Consider the following 24,722-nt stretch of genomic DNA (forward strand, 5'->3'; position numbering starts at 1 on the left):
ATATCTTCACTACTGATTACGAGAACGGTGGTTTTGCCTGTTTTGGAATTGTCGATTTTTTAAAGCTTTACCATCACTCTGAATTTGGTTGCGAGGATTATTTTTATCGGATGTATCTTGTTTAGGCAACTTCCCGCTTAAGTATTGACTTAAAGTCTGGATAGTTGGGTACTTAAACATGTCAATTATTGACAGTTCCGAACTCAATACTGCTTGCAATTGTTGATTAATTTGTACCAGAAGTAACGAATGACCTCCCAGTTCAAAAAAATTATCGCAAATTCCCACTTTTTCTACTTGTAGCGCCTTTTGCCAAACTTCAGCAATGATTTTTTCCACCTCTGTTTTTGGCATTACATAATTAGCTTCATCTAAAAGAGTTGGCTCTGGTTTCGGAAGGGCGCGACGGTCTACTTTTCCGTTGGGGTTTACGGGAAGTGCTTTGAGGAACACAAAAGCAGAAGGCACCATATAATCAGGTAATTTCTGTTTGAGGAAGCTCCGTAACTCGCTAGTACTGGGGGGGTGAAGGGGGACAATATAGGCGATCAGACGCTTAAAATTGGGATTGTCTTCTTCTGCAATCACTACAGTTGAGCGGACTTTCGGGTGTGTCTCTAGTACAGCTTCGATTTCCCCAGGTTCGATGCGGAAGCCGCGAATCTTAACTTGATTGTCGCGGCGACCAAGATATTCAATATTGCCATCGGGTAAGTAACGACCGAGATCGCCCGTGGCGTAAATTCGTTCTCGAATAGAGCTTTCTGGCGGACTAACAAATGGATTGGTGACAAATCTGCGCTCAGTAAGTTCCGGGTTATTGAGATAGCCTTGCGCTAGACATTCACCACCGATAAAAATTTCTCCGGCGATGCCAATGGGCATTAGATTGTAGTGTTCGTCCAAGATGTAAATGGCGACACTAGGAATGGGACATCCAATGGGAGGCAAGACCGACCAAGAGTTGACATCCTGCTCCAGAGTGAATGACGTGACGACATGACTTTCCGATGGGCCGTATTGATTTTGTAAAACGCATCCAGGCGCATCTCGAAACATCTGGGAGATTGCTGACGTGATTCTGAGAGCTTCGCCAGCGATAATCACTTCGCGCAAGGTATGCAAAGAACGTTTTGAGATCCGAAGTTGTTCGGCAAGACTGCTCAGAGCAACATAGGGAAGATACAAACGCTGAATCTGTCGATCTTCTATTAACTTAGCTAATTCAGCCGGGTTGGTACGCACGTTCTCGTCAACCAGTACCAGGCTACCTCCGCCGCCCAGAGTGGAGAATATCTCTTGAAATGAGACATCAAAATTCAGTGATGCGAATTGCAGGGTTCGAGGTGTTTGACATTCTCCGGCTTGAGAAATCTGCCACTGGATCAAATTCATCACGGCTCCATGTCCCATAGCTACCCCTTTGGGTTGTCCGGTAGAACCCGATGTATAAATGACATAAACCAAAGAGTTCGCAGGTAGTAGGGGAGACTGCGAAATCTCCTGTGGTAGTTCGCCCTGCTCTACGTACAAAATCGGCAGTTCTTGTTTCTCAGACCCGAACAGATTTATCAGTCGATCGCGGAGCTTTTCCTCAGTCAATATAACGATCGGCTCTGCATCTTCGATGACAAAAGTCAGACGTTGCTGCGGATAAGCCGGATCGAGCGGCAAGTAGGCAGCCCCCGCCTTCAGAACTGCGAGAATCGCCACTACCTGCGAAATGGAGCGTTCAGTGAATATACCCACAATCATGCCAGGTAAAACACCCATCTCCCGCAGACGGTTAGCTAATCCAGCAGATTGCCGATCTAATTCCAAATACGTCAGCGATCGCTGATTGTGGATAACTGCGACTGCTGACGGTGTTTTCTGTGCTTGGATCTCAAATAGGTGGTGGACGCATTTCTGTAGGTTATCAGCTTTTTTTCCGACGCGATCGCCAATGCTGCATTCATTCAGCAGCTTTCTTTGTTCGTCGTTACTCAGTAACTCCAAGCTATGAATCGGTTGATTGGGGTTTTGGCAGACTGCTTTTACCAGGTTGCCAAAATGTTCTGCTAGCCGGACGATAGTGGGTTGCTGAAAAAGGTCGGTATTATACGCCATATTCACCAAGATTTCGTTGCATTGCTCAACAATTTCCAGGCGGAGTTCAATTTCCCCTGCCGGACTAGGCCCTGCTACTACCGAAACGCCCTCCAACTTATCTTGCAATGTCTGTTCTACCTCTGGTCTCCAGAAACTTTGCATCGCAAAGGAGGTTTGGAATACCGGGGAATGCGCTAGATCGCGAGAAATGCAAAGTTCAGAAACCTGTTTGGGAAACGGAAAGTGTCCATGATCCAGTCCATCGGCTACCGTGATTTTGAGGCGCTGCAACAACTCAGCAAATGGCTCCTTGACGTTAATTTGCGTTCTAATCGGAACCATATTAATAAAGTAGCCCACAGTGTTGGCAAATCGATCTTCAGGTCTGCCGGCACTCGCAACCCCAACAATGATGTCGCTTTGAAGCGTATATCGAGCCAGCAACGCCTGATAGATTCCGAGCAGTAACACGAACAAGCTGACATTCTGATTCTTGGCCAGAGAACGAAGCTGGTGGGTCGTATTTGACTCCAACTTGGTGGAGATTGTCGTGCCTGCATAGGTTTGGCTGGGGGGGCGCTCCCGATCGAATGGCAACGCCAGCAGTGGCAGAGTCCCGCTCAGTTGCTTCTGCCAATAGGATAGACTGGCTTTGCCTCGTTCGCTACAGATCAGTGCTTGTTCCCAGGCAACGAAATCTGCATAGTGGGCGCTCTCTGGCGAAGCAATTGCGGGTTCGCTTCCTTGTGAAAACGCGGCGTATGCGTGCAGGAAGTCGTGCAGCAGAATGGGCAAAGACGATCCGTCAACTACCAGATGATGAATCACAATTAGCAACTTGTGGCGGCTCTGCGATTGGTGAAAGAGATGAAGGCGAACAAGTGGATCGGTTTCGAGATCAAAAACTCGATCGGCGGCGGATCTTAACCGCTCTTGTAACACTGCATCCGTTACGAAATCGCGATCGCCATCCTCGAAGAAAAACTCCGTCTGCGGACGAATGGTTTGGATGGGATTTCCTTTGTCGTCGGTGTGGAATTGCGATCGCAGCATCGGGTGACGCTCCATTAGGAAGGATGCTGCTTGTTTGATTGCATTGACATTAACGAGCCGATCGAATTGCAGCGTTACAGGCACATTGTAGGCCGACATCTTCGGTACCAACTGGTGCAACAGCCACAATCCGCGTTGTCCTTCAGACAGAGGGAAAGTCGATGCACGCACCTTGCTGGTTGTTTGTGGCTTGGAAACTGACTCTGTTTCACTTGTCATATTCAGAGCGATCGCTGCCCGTTTTTGCTCAATTAGTCGGCACAGAGCCTCCACGGTTCCATAGTCTGCTAGTTCACGATGCCCGATCTCGACGTGGAGACGTTTTTGTAGCCGCCGGGCGATTTCCATACTGCGAATCGAATCAACGCCTAGTTGCCAGAGGGATAGGTGCGGTCTAATTTCACTTTCGGTGAGGCCAATGGATTTAGCCACAATTGCGGTGACAATTTCCTGCACGCTCTGACTTGCGTCGTTTGGGTTGGACTTGTCAGGTGCGATCGCCCCGTTAAACTTCGGTTCATCTGAATTAGCACTGCTGGCAGCTTTCCAGAAACACCGTTTCTCAAATGGATAAGTTGGCAAAGAAATCCTCTGAACTTGTTTCTGTTCCCACGACACCCAAGGAATCTTGCCACCCTGAACCCAGAACTGGGCAAGTTTTTCGTAGTTCCGTTGTTCAAGGAATAGCTGTAACACCATCGCGTCGGCACCACCAGCCAGTAGCGTTTGCAATGAGTTGTCGGTTTCGGTAATATTTCCGACATAAATAGGAATATTGCTTGACAAATTTTCTTGGCTGTGTATAAGATAACTCAGCCCACTCCTCAACTCATCAATGCTGTTGACAACCAGTGCCGCTCTCGATGCCATCGCCTCGCGCCCTACCTGGAGCGTGAAGGCAAGATCCGCCAAGGAAACGTCTTGATTGCGATCGAGAAACTCGCTCAATTGAGATATTTGAGCTTCCCGGCGATCGTCGTTCTTAGCAGATAAAACGATGATTTGGGGCGAATCCTGGGCAAGTTTCAGAGTCTCTTCACTTGGCTCTCGCCGATATTCTTCAACGATCAAATGGGCATTGACACCACCAGATCCGATCGCAGTAATGCCCGCTCGTCTAGGCAAACAGATGCCATCAATCGTCAACGGCGACCAAGGCTCAAGTTCTGTCTGCAACTGAAACGGAAGTGAGGCAAAATCGATATCTGGATTAAGCGGTCTGACCACTTTTGTCGGACAAAGTTTTCTGTGTTTTAGCTGTAGCACGACCTTCATAAACTGCGCCATTGCCGAAACGGACTCGCCATGTCCGATGGTCGATTTGAGCGATCCCAGTCGGTAACATTGCCAACGATCCTCAGCGCCATCGCCAAACACTTTTTTCAGTGCATTCAACTCCAGGGAGTCTGCCATCTCCAATCCCATTGCTGCTGATTCGATGTAACCCACTGACCTGGGATCGATGCCACCGCGATCGAGCGCCTGACTAATAACCTCAGCTTGGCGAAGCGGGTTTGGGGCACCGTAAGCGTTGGCTCGACCGCTATGATTGACGGCACTGCTGCGAATAATCGCAACAATAGAATCGTTGTCCCGATGTGCATCCTCAAGACGCTTCAGGACAACAGCTCCTACACCTTCTCCGGGTACAAAGCCAGTTCCGCCTTCGCCGAAGACTCTTGGCATCTTCGATTCAGCCAGCAAGCCGACCTCGCAGAGATACTTATAATTCCTCGGATCGAGATACAGATTGACCGCGCCCACGATCGCCATTTGCAGGTCGCCGCGACGCAGTGCTTCACACCCCTGGTGCAGCGCTACGAGGGCTGAGGAACACATTGTATCGACAGCTACGCTTGCCCCTCGGAGATCCATCGCATGGGAGACGCGATTGACCATAGCAGCAAAAGAAGTGTTGAATCCCACCTTGGTGACGGCACCATATACCCCTATGCGATCGCGCACCGCATCGTCGAGTCCTAACGGCGAATATCCCGCATCTTCAAATGCACGCCAGCATTCCTGCAAAAATATCCTTGCCTGGGGGTCGATTTGAGCTGCTTCTCGTGGCGATATATTAAAAAATAGCGGGTCAAAAGTGTCAAAGTCTTCTAGAAATGCGCCCCATTTGCAGTAACTTTTTCCTTGTTCCCGTGCCATCTTGGGATCGGCTTCAAAGAAACCATCCATGTTCCATCGGTTGTCTGGCAAGTCAGTGATGCAATCTCTTCCCGATTGCAGGTTTTCCCAAAATTCTGTTAGAGTATTAGCCTGGGGAAATCTACCGCTCATCCCAATTACGGCGATCGCATCTTCGATTGGGTGACGCGACTGATGTAAGGCGATCGTCTTGGCTGCAAAATCTCTAGACGGCTGCTTATTTGCAGTGCTTTCTTGGATGGCCGCTTTCGGCTCAGGATGGTCTTCCAGTTTTACCAGCTTCGCAAAGTTTGTCCGTTGAGTTTCAGCAAAATGGTTGACTAAGGCATCAATCGTTGATGCTTCAAAAAGCAATCCCGCCTTCACACCTTCAAAGTGTTTGTTGAGCGCATTGGTCAACTGCGCGATGATTATGGAATCAACACCATAAACGGCGAGGGGTTCTGATGAATCGATTCGGTTTCCATCCATCATCAGAACCTCACCGATCAGTTGTTTGAAGTAAGTCGTCCCCTTTTCCTTCAATTCCTTCAGTGCAGATGAAGCGCCTCCCTTGTCGTTCGGTTGCCTACTGTTAAGTGCTTGCTGTTTTGGAGAAGGTACGGAAGAGATCGATTCTGGCTGGCGCACAACACCGTCACTCAGAGCGACAATCACCTGTTGTCCCAACGAATCAGCCGAACGCGCCGGGTAAGCGATCGCTTGGAAGCCCTCTTGCTGGAGGACTCGTTTCCAGTCTTCTGCTAGCAGGAACGGCGATCCAGGCACTCGTAATGCATCTTCAGCCAACCACCATCCTGCCAACAAACCGAAAGTGAGATGGGAAATTAATGAAGTTTGGGTAATTTCATTCAGGAAAATCACGCCTCGTCCGCGTAAGGCGGCTTTAGCGTTACGTAGAGATCGGCGAATATTGGCTGTTGCATGGATACAGTTGGTGGCAATAACTATATCAAAACAGCCGATTGGAATGCCCTGCTTCGATAGAGGCTGGTCAACGTCAAACAATTGTGTCCGCAAAAACGGATACTTGGGTGCGAAGTGTCTTTCTGCGCGAACCAGAAATGCTGGGGAAATGTCTGTATAAAGATACTCGCCAACCAGATTGCCAAAAGGTTCGAGATGGTGTAATACAGTTGCTGTCGTTGCTCCTGTGCCAGCGCCAATTTCCAGAATTCGTATAGGTGTCAACGCATCGACCCGGCATCGTTCCTGTAGGTAGTTAACTACAGTCTGGGCAAGCAGTTCGTTGAAATGCGTCGCGATCGCATTCTTTTCGTAGATTCCTTCTACCAGTGACATGGAACCATTGGGGAACATGATATCTGTTGCTCGCTTTTGGGCCTTCAGAATCGCTGGAAGTTCGCGCATACAGACATCTACCAACGTGACGATTGCCTGGATGTGAGGCATACTGTCCCAATGGATTTTCTGGCGATTCCATTCGTCCCAGATATCACCGAGATTCCCTTGCACGCTATCGGGGACGATCGCGATCGCCATTCGACGACTCTCTTGCAGCCAGAGTTGATAGAATTCTGGAAGAACGGGTGACAGAGTGGCGCGTGGATGCAGCAAGTCGAGGCTTGTCAGTGTGCCATACAGCAATCTCAGCAGCAAAGTTTCTATTGCTGCAATCGGTTCTAGATATTGCTTTGCTATGGCTGCAACGCGATCGGAATGCCAAGGAACTTGCCTGAGTGCCGACTCAATACAAGACGGATTGACCGGGGGATAAACATCAAGCCACTCGTCGGGCTTGACCAAATCGAGCCTGTCTAAACGAGTGGTTTTCAAGAGAGCAAGTTGATGCAAAGGGCTGACCAGAAAGGCTGACAGCGCTTCTAAACCCTGTTGCGATGCGATCGGCTCAATCCCGCATTGTTTCATGCGGATTTTCGTAGCGTCAGGGATGGTGTTACCAGTGCCGACGTTCCAGTACCCCCAATTTACAACTTTTACAGGGAATGGGAGGCAACGGTTCAACTCGATTGCGAAAGAGTCTTTGAACGCGCAGCCTGCGGCATAACCGCTCATGCCCCCACCGCGAGTCAAAGAAATAATAGAGGAAAAAAACAGCATGAAATCTAATGGCTCGTGTTTAAACACGGTTGCCATATTCACACTAACATCGATCTTGGATGACAAAATAGAGCGGAATCGGTTCTCGTCCATTTCACTGAGGCGTTGGTCGAATTGCCCAACAGCCGAATGAATGACACCATGTATCTGGGAGTACCGAGACTTGATGGACTTGTACGCTTCAGTAAGTGATTCTCGATCGGATGCGTCAGCCCGTAAATATTCCGGGGCGTGACCAATTTGTTTTAACGTGTCAATTTTTTGACGAATTTCATCGTCAATTTGCCGACGACCGATCCAGATGACTTTGGCATCGTAATTTTCAATAACGAAGCGCGACCAAGCACTGCCTATGCCACCCGCCCCGCCGATCACGACGTAGACACCACGGTTTTTATAAGCAGAATGAAACTCATCAGCTTCAGGGGTCGGAACGTTCCGCATTGGGATCGGAGTCTGTCGATACCATTCCCCGTCTCGCCAAGCGAAAACTTCGCCTGCGCGATCATCGGGAAAATGTTCTAGATCGACAGATGAAAGCGATCGCCCTTTTTGCAGATCCAAAGCGCGGACGTTCCAAGAAGGCAGTTCTTTGGCCAGGACACCTGCAAAACCATGCACGGCGGAATGCACCGGGTTTGACGACTCATCTTTATTAATAGCAGCAATCTGCGTCGTCATGAAAGTAAGAGCCAGATTTTTTGTAGCGTAGCCAGCCGAGAGCAGAGACTTGGCGATCCGAAAAACCGAAAGTATCCCGCCCTCTTGTGCAGATAACACTGTACCATCATCTAGCAACGAACAGTTATCTTCAGGAACGACAATGATAATGTGCTGCCAAGGCGAATCTGTCTCTAACCTGCCTTTGAGAGACTCAATCCGGTTTTTTGCCATGTCTCCAAAATAGGATGCGTTAGGAAAGCAAGCTCTCAGATCGTCTTTGAGTTCCGCATCTACACCAATAATCAGCGTTCGCTGTGTGCGATCGCTAAAAGGCAGCTTCGCTTTCAGTAAAGGTATTGCATCCCAGCAGGGTACCAAGGCGTACAACTTCGCCTGCGCCTCATCTTGCGCCAAATCTGACTGCCTTGCCTTTAGATCCTCCTCATCGCCATCAAGCGGGCAAATCCAATAACTTTCGCGGGCAAAAGCATAAGTAGGCAGACTAATTCGCTGGGGAAATCCCTTGGTGTAAAGTTTGCTCCAATCAACGGTCATGCCCTTAGTCCAGCCATCAACTAAAGCGGCGTATTCACAGTTATTCATCCAACCTTGGATTACTTCAGACACATCCCTGTTTGCCAAAAGACTAGCCAGATATTCCTTGCCAGACTTGATGTCTCCGTAGAACAATCCCGATTTGGTATCCGAATCCTTCCAGGCCATTTGCAGCTTATTTCTCAGTTCGGCCATCGACTCAACCACAAAGCCGAGACGTGTTTGCATCGCTTCTCGCCCAACTTGCAGCGTGTAAGAGAGGTTTGCCAGGAAGTTTTCTTCGTCATTGAGATTTTTAGACCAATTCTCTTCTAAGAATGCCACCAAGTTGGCGACTTGACCCTTAAGACACTCGTTGTTCTTTGCAGAAAGGAGGATTGGGAATGGGCCAGAAAACTCGCAGATAGTATCAGCATAACTACGATATTCTTCAATAACGGCGTGTGCAAAAGCACCGGAAAAACCAAAAGAACTGATACCCGCCCGTCTAACGCCTTCGCTCTCCCAATCAGTCAGTTCGCGATTGATATAAAGCGGTGAGCCTTCCAACTTCAGGTAAGGGTTGGGCTGGTTGAGATTGGCGAGAGGAGGAATCTGGCGATGTTTGATCTGTAGTATTACCTTAACCAGCCCGGTGATGCCAGCAGCACCCTCTGCATGACCGATATTTGCTTTCACCGAGCCGATCGCGCAAAATCCGGTTTTACTAGTATACCGGGCAAATGCATTCTTGAGACTGTTGGTTTCGATCGGATCGCCGAGCTTGGTTCCAGTACCGTGAGCTTCTATATAGGTTAGCGTTTCGGGGTCGATCCCGGCATCTTCCCATGCTTTGACGATCGCGTTTTCCTCACCTGCGACGCTAGGCGCAGACAGAGACGGTGTGTAGCCTCCGTGTGCAAAGGCAGATCCCTTGATGACTGCGTGGATGCGATCGCCATCTTTCTCTGCCTGCTCCAGAGGTTTGAGCAGTATACTAGCAATACATTCGGCTGGCACATAACCGTCAGCGGCAGCATCAAATGTATGACAATGCCCAGTTGGAGATAACGCTCCCAGTTTGGAAAAATAGCGGTAGTGCAGCGACGAGAGTAGCAGGTTAGCACCACCCACAAACGCCATTTCGCATTCCTTGTTTCGCAGTGCTTGACAGGCGTAATGCAGCGCCACCAAAGACGAAGAGCAGGCTGTATTGATCACCATACTCGGCCCCTTGAAATCGAACCAGAACGAAATCCGGTTGGCGCTGATGCCGCTTCGTCCCGTCCCGGTATAAATATCAAGCGGCAAGCCCATCTCGACAATTTTCTCTGCGTAATCATCAAAACAGATTCCGGCGAAGACACCCGTGTTGCTGCCGCGCAACTGATTAACCACCCCGGCATCTTCTGCTGCTGCATACATACTTTGCATTAGCAAGCGGTTCTGCGGGTCCATCCACATCGCTTCTCGCGGGGAAATATTAAAAAAGGCGGCATCGAATTTGTCTGCATCTTTGATGAAACTGCCCCATTTGCAGTAGGTTTTGTCTTCGGAACCAGGATTTGGGTCAAACCAGGGACGATAATCCCAGCGATCGCCAGGCACTTCCCGGATTACATCTCTGCCGTCACGGATCAACTGCCAAAACTGATCGAGATCCTCGCATTCGGCGTAAGTGCTGTGCATACCGATGACTGCAATATCGCCGTGCAGGTTTGCTGACAACTTTTCGTGGCGTTCCGATCTCGATCTATCTAACTTTTCTGGAGTGGTGCTGTGCTTCGTTCTTTTTTCATCAAGTAGTTGTAGAAAAGCAGTAGGATGGGAATCTACGAAAAAATTTGTCACTTCCATGAGGCTGGGATACTCAAAGAACAATGTGGCATTTAGTTCCAGGTCAGTATCCTGTTCGATGCTGGCTGCGATCGCCACTAATTCGGCCGATCCCAGACCTAGCTGCATCAAATTGGTATTTACCTCTGTTTCGGTGATCGATATCTGCGCCGTGATGTTGATTTTGTCGATGAGATAACGCAGCACATCGGTAGCCAGACTTGTCTCAAGGATCGATGCGTCAATTGAATCAGCTTTTGGTGATTCCGGTGAAGCCTGTTGAGGTTCTTTTCGGTCATGGAGAAGCTTTAACGAACAACCTCGCAAGCGGGCAACCACTAATGAGTTATCAGAAATAATATCTGCATCAAACAGAATCAGTTCGCCAGAATTCTTGACTAATCGGGTATGTACCCAACAACAATCGAGCGTTCGCCCGTTGTCAACTTTGACACAATAGATTTCTTTGATGCCAAACGGCAAGTAGTTAGAATCGTTACCAATTGCATCTGCAAGCAGGGGTGCTGCGGCCAGGAAAGCGCTGTTGATCGCCAGAGGATGTAAAGCATAAGTATGGGACTCTTGACGGCTCTGTTCGCTCAAACAAACTCTGGCAATTATACCATCACTGGTGCGGAATAACCTTTCAATCGTCCTGAAACTAGACCCCAAGCGAATTGCGGGAACAGTTTGGTAGATCGATTCCAGATTGCCAATTGGAGTGCAAGACTCCAGTAGGTGTTCTACGTCCAAGTATTCCTCTTTGTACAGATCCGGCTGTAAGTGTCCTGTCGCCGCAGTTTGCGCCAATTGTTTTGAGGTGGTGCGGTGGTATCTAGCCTCGAAATTCAATCCTGTTGGGATTTCTGAGGTGTGGATTTCAACGGTAACTGCTTCCCCTCGGTCAACAATTACCGGCTGAACAAAGGTGAGGCGTTTCAAACAAAGGGCACGCTGGTGCGGAAACCGTTGGAAAAAGTCTGTCATCGCTAGACTGGCATGAGTAACTCCTAACAGAACCCGATCGCCCAACAATGTGTGGTCTTGCAGAAACGGTTCGTCGTAAAGATATGTTGCGGTTATCCCCCCTGATGTCTGTGATACCGATGGCTCTGCCGTTGCTTGGGTATCCTCCTGGGAATCATAGATGATGTAGGAAAACTCCTTGTCATGCTCAAATGCGTATCCGGGCAACACTACACACGATTTGCGATCAACGCGATTCAGCCGAGCAAAATCGATGTCTGCACCAGCAGCCCAGTAACGTGCCAATCCGATCAGGTCGCGATCGTCAATAGCGGATTGCAATTCAGCATCTTTTGGTATCGGTAAGTCTGCGCCGCCAAAAGATGCGTAGATACCCGGATTGCTAACATCGACATTGTGACCTGCTAACTGCTCGACTACATTGAGCGCTTGGTTCGTTGAGGATGCGATCGCGGCTAAACGATACTTAAGGTTGCAATCTCGTAACTGTAGAGCCGAAGCGAGATCCGCTACTGAAATCGCGGGATGTTCTCGCAAATATATCTGAAGCCGTGTCAAGTAACTCTGTAGTCCTTTCTGGGTTGCGGCAGCAAATACAAGTAACTTTTCGGTCGGATGAGGTCTAGATATGGTATTTGACGGCTTCTCTTGATATTCCTCCACGATTAGGTTTGCGTAAGAACCGCCTGCACCAAAAGAGTTAATTAGGCTACGGCGTGGTAGGTCGCTATTGTGGGAATTCGACTGAGGAATCCAGGGCGACAATTGTTCCTGTAGGTAAAATGGTGAATTGTCGAGTTTGATGCGGGGATTTCTAGGTGTCGCGTTGATGGTGGGAACGAGGGTTTTTTGCTGGAACTGCAATAGTACCTTGGCGATTTGCGAAATGCCCGATGCCGCTTCCAAGTGGCCCAAGTTAGATTTAACCGAACCGATCGCACAGAAACCTGTCTTGTTAGTTAGCTTTGCAAAGGCATTCTTCAGCGCAATGATTTCGATGGGATCGCCGAGACTGGAGCCATTCGCCGCCGATTCGACATAGGTAATCGTCTCAATGTCGCACCCACTACGGGCGATAGAATCCAACACCAGTTGAGTTTGTTGGGCTGGATCGGGAGCCGTGAATGCCTGTCGTCCGCCGCTGTGATTCACAAAGCTACTTTTGATGATGCCTTCGATCCGGTCATTGTCCGCAATTGCCAAACTGAGTGGTTTCAGCAGCAACGCTCCTACACCCTCGCTGGGAATCATGCCATCGCCGTCGCCAAGGCTTCTGCTGTGTTGTCCAGAACCAAGGAAGTTGGATCGCTCCAGGGATAGGAATTTTGAAGGTTCCAAAGTCAAATTGACACCGCCAGCCAACGCCATCGAACAACTGCCCTGTCGCAAGCTTTCACAAGCTAAATGGATTGCGGTCAACGAACTGGAGCAAGCGGTATTCAGCACCAGGCTGGGCCCAGTCAAATCAAAAAAGTGCGACACCTGATTGGCAATTTGCCATTCCGTACCGTTGGAACTGAGGAGAGCTTCATTTCTAGAAGGATTAGTCCAGGCATACTGACTGTACATTGAGCCGACAAAAACACCGATGCCTTTCTTCTCCCTAAGCTGGAACTGTTTTAGGGCTGCCCGTGAATAGCCCGCAGCTTCAAAGGTTTCCCAGGCAATTTCTAGGAACAAACGCACCTCTGGCGGCATGGCGATCGCTCTTTCTTCGGAAACACCGAATAGTTGACGATCGAAATGGTAAACATCGTTGAGGAACCCGCCGAAGTGCGATCGCGCCAGAGTCCCAGAATGTTTGCGATCTGACAAATTCCACCGCCGAAACCTGTCCGCCTCGACAATGCAACTACGCCCTGTTCTGAGAACTTCCCACAATTCATCTAAATTTTTAGCACCTGGATAGCGACCAGCAATGCCAACGATGGCGATGTCGTCCTGCACAAACCTACTCGCGTTTTGCGCGGCGTTCGCGGTATCCGACGCAATCCTGTTTTGGGCAGGTTGGGGAGAGACTCTGGGATATGGCGAATCTTCGTTAGTGGATTGTGAGACGGAATCGCTGCTTGCTGGCTTCGTTTCGTCAATTCGAGTCGGGAAGGTGTTCGACTGTTCGCCAAAGGACGCGGTTAAGAACACCTGGTGATGGGCTAATAGATAGTCAACGAGTTCGCGGGTAGTGCTGTATTCAAACAAGATGGTGTTGGGAAGCGATCCAGTCACCTGTTCCAGTTTCTGGATCAGCCCCACCTGCACGATTGAATCCACACCATACTGCTCGAAGGGCGCATCGAGACGAACCTTGTTTGCTGGAGTCCGTGTTGCCTCTGATAAGGTCTGGCGAACAAATTCTGTAGTCCGCTCCTTCAATGACACAACACTATTTGTTTGCACATTTGATGAATCATCGGGCTGTGGCTGGGCGACAGATTCCGGCTCGGCATGGGGCTTACCCAACAAAGGTTGACGAATAACGCCATTACTGGTAGCAACGACGATCTGATGGCCTAAATCATGGGCAAACTCCACCGGAAACTTGACGGCATCGAAACCTTCTTCTTGCAAAACCTGTTTCCAGGCGTGAGAATTCAGGGCAGGGCAACCTGGGATACGCATTTCGGCATCTTCAAAACGCCACCAGCCTTCCAGCAAGCCAAAAGTCAAATGGGAGAATAGAGAATTTCCACTGATCTCGTTGACAAAGACTTGTCCGCCTTCACGCATCGCGGCCTTGACGTTACGTACAGTCTGACGGATATTTTTAGTTGCGTGAAGGACGTTCGTTGCTACTACAATGTCGTAACTTCCAGGCTGAATCGACTGAGTGGAAAGAGGCTGCTCGACATTAAAGCGATCGACCTTAAGAAATGGGTAGTCGATCGCGTAATGCTCCTGGGCATGAATGAGGAATGCCTGGGAAATATCGGTATAGCAGTATTCGCCGATGCGATCGCCATAAGGCGCAAGCTTTTGCAGTAAACCAACGGTGGTTCCGCCTGTTCCCGCACCAACTTCCAAGATTCGGATAGACCCGTTGCCTTTGTCCAAACTGTTGATAGCATCCACAACTGCATCGGCAATCACCTCGTTGAAAAAATCTGCAACCGGATTGCCTCGGTATAGCGGCTCGACCAGCCGCAGCGAAGATTCAGGAAAAATCACGTCCTGGGGAAGTTTTCTACCACTCAGGATATCTGGCAATGAGCGCAGACATCTCTCCACAAGATTTATCTCTGCTGTAACGCTTGCGCTTCCTTCCCAGTCCCGCCGCGCTTTTTGCCAAGTCCTCCAAAGTTCTTCGACGCTGCTGACATTTTCCTGACGAATTAACCAGCCATTTTGTTGAAGCAGACGGATGCTCTCGTCAAGCCACTTATGATAGTAGATAACAGGGAGCGATCGCGCCTGAGGGGAATTGAGAACTCCCATCTCGCTCAAATTGGCAAGCAACAAGTTTTGCAGCAGCGCGTCACGGGCATCCGTTCGATGGGTGCTAATTAATTGCAATTGCTGAGAATAGCGGATTTCCGCCGCAACATTCTCAACTATAGGATCAGCCGTTTGACTGCGGGCGGAACCGACTACGGAAAGCACTTCATCTTCAATTACAAACTCAAGTGCTTGAGGTTTGAGCAGGTTGATGAATGCCAATTGATCGATTTGTCCTTGCAGCAGCCGATCTAGAGCCGCCATTGCCTGCTGTGATTCAATCGAGCCAATGCCGTTTTGCCGCATTCGTTCTCGATAGGTAGCGTCAGCCACAACACCAGCGTTGCCCCAATATCCCCAATTCATAACTTTCACCGACACAGCCCAGTCTTTGCCAAGCTGTTCGGCGTAGGCATCCAGGAAGGTACACCCGGCAGCGTAGTTGGCTTGTCCTGGCGACTCACCGAAAGAGATCAGGGAAGAGAAGAAGAGAACGAAGTCCAACGGCTCGTGCTGGAAAACCTGAACTAAGCGAACGCTGGTTTCAGCCTTGGCTAGCAGTCCAGTCCGAAAACGGGTAATGGACATCTGCGCCAGACTCTGGTCTTGGAGATCGATCGCAGTGTGTACCACGCCATTTATACAACTGTAGCTTTGGCGAATCTCGTCGAGAGCTTTTGACAAAGAGGCTTTGTTTGTTGCGTCCACCTGAATGTAGAGCGGTTTTGAACCGAATGCAGCTAGTTTCGCCTGTTTTTCGCGGATTTGATCGTCGAGTTCTCGCCGACCGATCCAGATTACTTGCGCTTGATAGTTCTCAATGATGTGTCGGCTCCAGACTTCGCCAACACCGCCAGCACCTCCGATCGCTACGTATACTCCCTTTTGCTTGTAAGCAGGAAAACCGTTGCTTTCAAAGGCGATCGGGATCAGCTTGCGGGCAAACCATTGCTTGTCTCGCCTCGCAAGTAACGGGAAATCTGCGGTGTCATTGTCAGGAAATAACTCACCGAGAGATGGCAAGCCCCCGTCAATATCCAGTAACCGAACGCGCCAATGTGGATATTCACTCTTGAGCGTTGCAACTAGACCGTGAATGCTTGCCGTAGTTGGATTTGCGGTTTCAAATGGCCGAACTGCAACGCTCTGACTCGTCACCACAGTGAGCGCTAAGGACTTTTTTCCGTAACCGCTCTCAAAGAGCGATTTGAGCAAGCGAAACAACTGAAGAACGCCAGACTCCTGCTCATCGACAACGCGATCGTCATCTAAGGCATATTTAATCGGTGCTGGAGCAAGCCAAAGTAAGCGGTCTATCAATCCTAGCAATTCGATTTGTTTGGAGAATTCCTCAACAGATTGCGGCTTTGCCGAGTCAACCAGCACTGCGGCGCGGTTGAGTTCGGCAATCTGGTCTTTCCAGGTTTGGTTTGCACCGAAAACTACTGTGAGGCTGTCTTTTGAGCGCTTTGCTTCAGGTGCGATCGCCACACGATCCCAAACTGGTTTCAGGGTAACAGAACCCAATCCGGGCGGCATCTCGTTACTTATCAAAGGCTTTGGTTGATGTTGAATGACTGCTGCATCGGAGTCCTGCTGGCGAATTTCGCGGGCGACAAAGCCCTTCATCCGAACTGCAACCTTACCGTCGTCAGTGCATAAATCGATGTCTATTCGTTGAATCGGGCTGTCTTTTTTGGTTTCGGGCGCAAAACGAACCCAAGCCCACATGAGGGCAGCACAGGAATCGTATACTTCTATCTGTTCCAGGGACGATGGCAACGCCAACCGCAGCGACTCCTGGGAATTGGTCTGTAGCACTAAGCCGACGCACGACTGCAACCCAGCATCCAACAGACTGGGGTGCAAGACATATCGAGACTGCTCTTGAGCGACGGCATCAGGAATAACCAACTTTGCCAATACCTGTCGATCTGAAGCTTTGCCTGCGGACAGGAACAGAGTATCGATGGCGTGGTGGGCAGGGCCGTAATCCACGCCTAATGTGCGAAAAATTTCATAACATTCTGCTGACGAAAGTTGACGGTCTTGTATTTGTTGCTGTAGTTCGAGCAAGTTGAGAACAGGAGCGGTATTAAAACGCACTGCTGCGTCACCGTGGCAGTGAAGCGAAGTTTTGCCTTTGAATGTGCTGCCGATCTCGAAGCGCATTTGGTTCAGCGCCCCGTCGAACAATTTCAATTCTACGGCTGTTGGTGATTCGTCAACAAAGAGAGCTTGTACCCAACCAACATTGCTCAGTACAATTACTGCCTTGTCGTTATTGACTGGATACTCTAAGTTTGGCAGCGAATGGCTGATGCTTTGCCAGAAAGCGCGGTGAACCATTTCCAAGTATACCACAGCAGGCAATACTTTTCTCCCAGAACCAGTGTGCCGAATCTGGTGATCTGCTAGAAAAAACTCATGCCCAGTGAACTCGTAGCTGTAATGTTGCGCCGACACCGAAACATTCCTGTGCTGCAACGGATCGATCGCATGGCTTGGTGCAAGTGTCGAAAAGCTGACCGACGAAGGATTAGGCGCCGGCCAATAGTACTCTGATGCAAAAGGGTATGTGGGGGCGCTAATTCGGGACGGCAAGCGATCGCAGTATAATCGACTCCAATCCACCTTCACCCCCTGAATCCATACCTGCGCTAACTTGGCTACATTCCGTTTCACCAGCCACTGCGCCAATAATCCTTGCATGTCCTCATCATCTGTGAACAGTTTGAGAATCTGATTCTCCGTAGATGGCGAACCGAAATAGCAACCCTCAAAAGGCTGCCAGTGGGTAGCAAACCTGCGGAGTTTAGCGATCAATTCTTCAACGCTGCTGGCAATGAAGGCGACCCGGCTCTCCATCGGCTGGCGACCGCATTGCAACGTGTAGGCAAGGTTTATTAACCACTCGGTTTCGCTCGAATCGTTAGGTTTGGCAATGCCCTGCTCTAAATAATTAACCAGTGATTCGACGTATTCTTTAAGACGATCGTCTTTCCTGGCTGACAGCACAATCAGAACCGGACTATTGAGTTTCTCTGGCGATAACCTTGGACTTGGCAGATATTCTTCCAGAATCGCGTGGGTATTGGTTCCGCCAATGCCGAAGGCGCTGAGAGCCGCGCGACGGGGCCAGGGCGCTGCCTCCCATTCACGCAGACGATCTACGACAAAAAATGGCGATCGCTCAAAATCAATGGCGGGATTTGGCTGGCTAAAGTTGATTGACGGCGGAATCTTTTTGTGGTAGAGGCTCATCGCCACCTTAATGCATCCTGCCAGCCCTGCGCCTGTATCCAAGTGCCCAATATTCGGCTTCACCGAACCAATGGCGCAATACTGCCTTTGGTTGGTATCTTTTTGATAGCTGTCGCAGAGCGCCTGAATCTCGATCGGATCGCCTAGCTTGGTGCCAGTGCCGTGGGCTTCGACATAGCCAATCGTCTCTGCCCCAATACCTGTAGAAGTCAGTGCCATATCGATCGCCTGGGACTGACCGCGCACGCTGGGCGCGAAGAACCCAGCTTTGTCTCTGCCATCGTTATTGATACCGATTCCTCGGATCAGGGCATAGATGCGATCGCCGTCGGCAATGGCTAGAGGAGCTTTTTTCACTAATAACACCGCTACACCTTCACCTGCCACCAGTCCATCAGCAGCCGCATCGAAGGTTCGGCAGTGACCATCACGGGATAAATTCAAACCGGGACGATGCAGATATCCCATCTCAGACTTAGGCAACAAGGTTGATGCGCCGACTAACGCGTAGTCGGACTGACCCAGGCTGAGGCTTTGATATGCGGCACTAAGTGCTGCCAAGGACGAGGAACAGTTCGTATGCACAAATAAGCTCGGTCCAATGAAGCCCAGCTGATAAGAAATCGTGGTGGGAATCGTGCCGCTCTGACTCAACATCCAGGCGGTGTATTCATCCGTTGCTTCGATAATTCCAGCTTTGTCAACCAACGTGTTGTAACCACTGTTGCTGGCGGAGATAAACACGCTGGTACGAGGTATCTCGCTTGACACATATCCCGCATCTTCCACCGCCCGCCAAGCGTGCATCAGCAGCAAACGAAATTGTGGGTCCATGAACACGGCGTTGCGTGGCGAGATGTTGAAGAATTCGGGATCGAAATTGCCCTTACCTTCAATCGTTCGCTGGACTCCCACAAAGTAGGGATTTCGGATCAAGTCTTCTGATACACCAGCTTGGCGTAGTTCTTCCTCAGAGAAAAATTGCCCGCTTTCCTTGCCGGCACAGATGTTCTGCCAGAATTGATCATGATTTGGGGCGTCGGGAAAGTGACAAGAGATACCAATTATGGCCAGGCTATCTTGCAGCGCTTCGCCTTTGGCGTTGCCGAAGGCTAGCGCAGATCGGTCTAGCCCGTCTTCCTCTGACGCAGACATGGGATTTTGTAACGGAGTTTCTTCAAAAATCTCAGCCTGTTTGTCTCCTAAATAGGCGGCAATATCTCGGATTGTTGAATACTTGAACAAGGATGTAACTGAAAACTCTCGGTTAAATCTTTGCGCTATACGATCCGCCAGAATCACAGACAGAACAGAATCGCCGCCAGTAGCAAAGAACCCGTCGTTAATGCTAATATCCGTGACATTCAGCACATTCTTCCAAATATCTGCCAGAATCGCCTCAGTTTCAGTCTTGGCAGTCACTTTCTCTGTCTTCCGTTGAATCACAACCTCTCGGTTGGCGAGGGATTTTCGATCAACTTTGCCGTTGGCAGTTAGAGGTATGCCATCCAGTGAGACAAATGCTGTTGGGATCGCGTAATCGGGCAGACGCGGCTTCAGATGGGCGATGAGATCGAAGTCCTGTGGCCAGTTGTTTTCGTCGCTTTGCCTTGGAACGTAATAGCCAATGAGACTCTGGACTCCCTGGCGTTCCTTTGCCACGATCGCGCATTCAGCTACTGCGGGATGGCGACTCAGTTCGCGTTCGACTTCTTCCAGTTCGATTCGGAATCCGCGAATCTTCACCTGAAGATCCAACCGACCCAAATGCTGGAGGGTGCCGTTGGGTAGCCAGCAGCACAGGTCGCCCGTGCGATACAGCTTGCTGCCGTTATTCGCCTCTAGGGGATGATCGATAAATTTTTGGGCGGTAAGTTCCGGCTGGTTCCAATACCCCCGCGCCAAACCCGCGCCAGCGATGCAAAGTTCGCCGGGGACACCCATCGGAGCCAGTTGGTCGTGGGCATCCAGGATATAGACACGGGTATTGGCGATCGGCTTGCCAATGGTGACTGAATCACCGGGTTGGATCTTCGCAAGCATCGACCAGATTGTGGTTTCGGTGGGGCCGTAAAGATTCCAGACTTCGCAGCCGATGGACGCAAACATCGATCGCAGGGAATCGTTTAGCATCTCACCGCCACAGAGAATTTTTAAGTTCTCGTCATTTTTCCATCCTGACTGGAGCAACATAGTCCAGAAGGAGGGTGTAGCTTGCATAATAGTCGGTTTCGATCGCCGGATTTCCGCCTTAATCGCCTCAACGTCTTTGAGTCGATCGCGATCGCAGATGGTGCAACGCCCACCCTGAATTAGGGGGAGAAACAGTTCCAGCGCGGCGATGTCAAAACTGTAGGTTGTAACTGCCAGAAAATCAGCCACGAACTGCTTGCCGATTTGGTCTGCCATGCCGCAGAGAAAGTTGGTCAGCGCCCGATGTTCGATCGTGACTCCCTTGGGCTTACCAGTGCTTCCCGATGTATAAATGACATACGCGAGATTTCCCAGACCTGCCAAACATTTTAGAGGCTCGACCGATTCCGCAGCCTGTTCGATTTCGTCCCATTGTCGATCCAGGTTAATGTACTGTGCATCTATAAAACTGATTCGATTGTTCAGCCACGACTGGGTAACGAGGAATGGCGCACCGCAGTCACGTAACATATACGTCAAACGCTCCTGGGGAAATTGCGGATCTAAAGGCACATAAGCACCGCCAGCCTTCATAATCCCAAGCAAGGCGACGATCATATCAAGCGATCGCTCGACGCAAACTGCAACCAAGGTTTCCGACTGGACACCTTGTTGCTGCAAGTATTTGGCTAAAGCTGTACTTTTGCGATTCAGTTCTTCATAAGATAGAGTCCGCTCACCGCAAGCCACCGCCACAGCATTCGGAGTTCTCTCGACTTGAGCTTGAAACAGTTGGTGAACGCAATTGCTGGGATATTCGGAAGTTGCATTCAAATCCCACTGAATCAACCGTAGTTCCGCCTCGTCCATCATTTCGTACTTGTGTACCAAGGCATTCGGATTTAAAATTGCCACTTGAGTCAGCTGCAAATAATGACCGAGCATCTGTTGAATCGTTGTTGCGTCATATAAGCTCGGATTATATTTAAAACTGACTCGATAACCATTTGCTGCTTCAAACACCTCCAATACCAGCTCGTATTCACCTTCTTGGTGGATGTCGAAGCTAATTTCTAGATCGAAAAGGTCGCCGTAGCAACTGCATAAGTGTTGCAAATCGCTAGGTGCAAGACCGTTCTGATACTCAAACGCAACTTGAAACACGGGGGCTGCGATCGCATTGGGGAGAATGCCGATATCTCGGACAACGGTTGTAAAAGAAACGCTGGCGTGGTCAAGACCATCGGACATGGTGTACTTGAGATTTTCCAGAAAAGTTGCGAATGTCTGCTGACTGAAGCCTTTGCTGCGGATCGCCACCATATTGATGAAATAACCAACGACCGAGCGGAATCGTTCTTGCGGTCGTCCCATACTTGGCATCCCAACGATGATGTCATCCAAGTTGGTATATCTATGTAACAGGATTTTGAATAGAGCCAGAAATATGGTAGAGGGGTTGACTCGTTGCGCTTTGCTAAAACTCTGGATTTGAGCCGCCAGTGACGACTCAATCGATGTCGAAATCACTGCGCCAGAAAACTGTTGTGCTTTTGACCGCGAGCGATCGGTGGGTAGTTCAAGTACTGGAAGGTTGCCGGAAAGTGTCTGCCGCCAATAAGATCGATGTTTTTCCCAAGCACCATTCAGCATCTGCCGCTCCCAGAGAACGAAATCCTGATAGGTTGTGGAGATCGGCACAGCAAGCGGCGATTCTCCGTGCAGTAAGCGGCGATAAGCATCAAAAAGTGAATCAACCAACGGTAGGAACGAACCACCGTCAAACACAATATGATGTACGCAAATCAGAAGGTAGGTTTGCGTTGAAGATTTTTGCAGCAGATCAACCCGGATTAACGGGCCTTGCTCCAGATCGAAGGGCTGTTTCGACTTTTTCCTGAGTTTGGATAGGATGCTTTGCTCATCGAGGACTGAAACATCTTCGGTATTGATGCCGATCTCAGTCGCCGGAGCGAGCCCTTGTCTGAGAATGCCGTCTTTTTCAGACAGGTGATAGCCGAGAACAGGATGCTGTCTGAGTAATGACTTCAAAGCCTTTGACAAAATCGAAGTGTCGATGGTGTTCCGAATCTTGAGACACAACGGGATGTTGTAGGCAGTCATGAGCGGAAAGGACTTCTGTAACGCCCATAATCCTTTTTGACCTTCCGAGAGCGGAAATTCCAACTCTCGGTTCTCCGGTTCACTCACCTGTGGATTGGAGTTCGGGCTGTTCGCCTCCAAGTCGATTCTTTGACTCAGGTGTTTTGATAGCGATCGGATTGTGGGATGCTGGAGCAAATCTCGACCTAAAACTTCGATGTCGAAAGTTTCCGACAGACTGCGAATCACCCGCATTCCCGCAAGAGAGTCGATGCCGTAATCTTGCAGATGCTTATTCTCGTCGATTCGATCTGGTGGTAGGTCAAGGAACTCGACTAGAATACAGGTGAGATATCGACGCAGGTTGTCTTCGCTGGATTGCCCTGGATCGATCGCCAAGTCCTCAAACCCCGTCTTAGGCATTGCGGCCAGAGATGGAGCGGGCTGTATTCCTTCATCCAGCCAATAGCGCTGTGTCTCAAAAGGATAACCAGGAAGCGGCACCCGGCGGGCGGTGGGATGTTCCGGCCATGAAATTGCACTGCCTTGCACCCACGCTGCCGCGATCGCTTGCATTCCTGCAAAACTTGAAGTATCTTGCTCTTGAGGAGAACTCACTGTGCCAATAAAGACATTGGGATTCCCTTTTTTCGTCGAAATGCGATCGGGCGCTTCGATATACGATTGCAGTCCAGCCCTCAGTTGTTCGCGATCGCGGACGACCATCGCCATTCGATAGTCCATGTGTTCGCGCCCATTGTACAATGTGTGGGCAATGTCCTTTAAATCAGGGACTAAGGAAGTAGCAAGAAACTTGTTGAGTTCGCTTGCGAGGGCTTTTAACGATTTCTCGCTTTTCGCAGAAAGTACGATGAGAAACTCTTGAATGACGGGCAAGGATTGAGTCGGGGAATGTTCTTTATCTGACGGACGATACTCCTGAATTAAAATATGAGCATTGTTGCCGCTCATCCCAAAAGAATGTAGTCCGGCAAGGCGCGGCTTGTCCGTTTTGTTCCAAGGCAATGTCTCGCTGGCAAGCACACAGGGCTGATTGTCTGTGTCCAGCGCCATATCCGCGCCAGAAAAGCCAAGAATCTTGTGAATCCGCTCGGTTTCCAAACTACGGACGATCTTCAGCAGCGCCCCCAGAGCAGATGTCGATTCCATGTGCCCGATTAAAGGCTTGAGCGTACTAATTCGACAGGAGTGGAGATCCAAAGTTACACCTCTAGCTTTGGCTAGCGATCGCAACCCCCGATTAAAGGCTTCCCATTCCGCCAAGTCGGAAAGACGATTCCCCATGCCCTGAGCTTCGATATAGCTGACGTTACGCGGGTCAATACCAGCTTCTCCATAGCATCGCTCGATCAAGTCTACATGACTCTCTATGTTCGGAGAAGCACTTGATGTACCCCCTTGACCATTGAAGTTGACCGCCGTATTCGATATCAGCGCATAAATAAAATCGCGGTCTGCTTCGGCTTGTGTGAGGCGCTTCAACATCACACTGACAACGCCTTCAGCCCGCAAATGTCCGTCTGCGTTCTCTTGAAATGACTTCACGGTATTGCTGCGGCTCAATTGTTTGGTGCGCGACAGTGCCAAGAAAGGCTGCGATCGCAAAAGCAAGTTGGCGGCACTCACAATGGCATGGCTGATTTCACCGGATCGTAGTGCCGATACAGCTCGATGCAGAGCGACTGCCGCACCAGCGCACTGTGCATCTACGATCTCGCTGGGGCCTCGAAAATCAAAAAAGTACGCGATTCGATTAGCCAGCAGCGATGCCTGCCCGTACCCTTCACCCGGATCGAGTCCGCGTTCATTCAATATCTGGAGGTAATCATCGTCCTGATGAGCAACATAGACTCCGGTGCGGGATTTCTTCAGCGTTGCGGGGGCGTATCCGGCATCACATAAAGTTTGATACACCGACATGAGCAGCAACCGCTGCCTTGGGTCTATTTGCTTCGCATCGAAGGGAAGAATCTTAAAGAAATGCGCGTCAAAGCCGGCAACATCTGGAATAAAGCCGCCCCATTTACAGCGCGTCTTTCCCGGATCTTTGCCTGAGGGATCGTAATACTTGCGCCAATCAAAGCGTTCTCCAGGGATTTCCTGAATCAACGAACGGTCTGCGTCTAAAGCTTGCCAAAATTCACGGACGGACATACAACCAGGCAAGTAGCCGGATAGTCCAACAATTGCGATCGGCTCAATTTGCAGCGAAGGCGGCACAATCAATTCTGGTTGTCTGGAAGGGAGGGACTGCGTTGAGTCCCGATAAAATGCCTCTTCAATACATTTAAGCTGGTATTCCGTATCCATAATTAATTATTTAGTATATGGCAAATATAGCTGGGGGCTGGGGAATGGGGACT

The 24,722-nt window shown here is 49.8% G+C and carries 1 protein-coding gene; it reads right to left on the reverse strand.

What is annotated here, in order from left to right; genetic code table 11:
* Positions 1-9: 9 nt before the first annotated feature.
* Complete coding sequence (locus HWQ41_RS00755; protein ID WP_292758891.1) at positions 10-24,669, reverse strand: non-ribosomal peptide synthetase; 24,660 nt, start codon at positions 24,667-24,669, stop codon at positions 10-12.
* Between the last annotated feature and the right edge of the window lie 53 nt (positions 24,670-24,722).

This window comes from Nostoc sp. NOS(2021) (assembly GCF_017115025.1).
In the GTDB taxonomy this organism is placed as follows: Bacteria; Cyanobacteriota; Cyanobacteriia; order Cyanobacteriales; family Nostocaceae; genus Nostoc.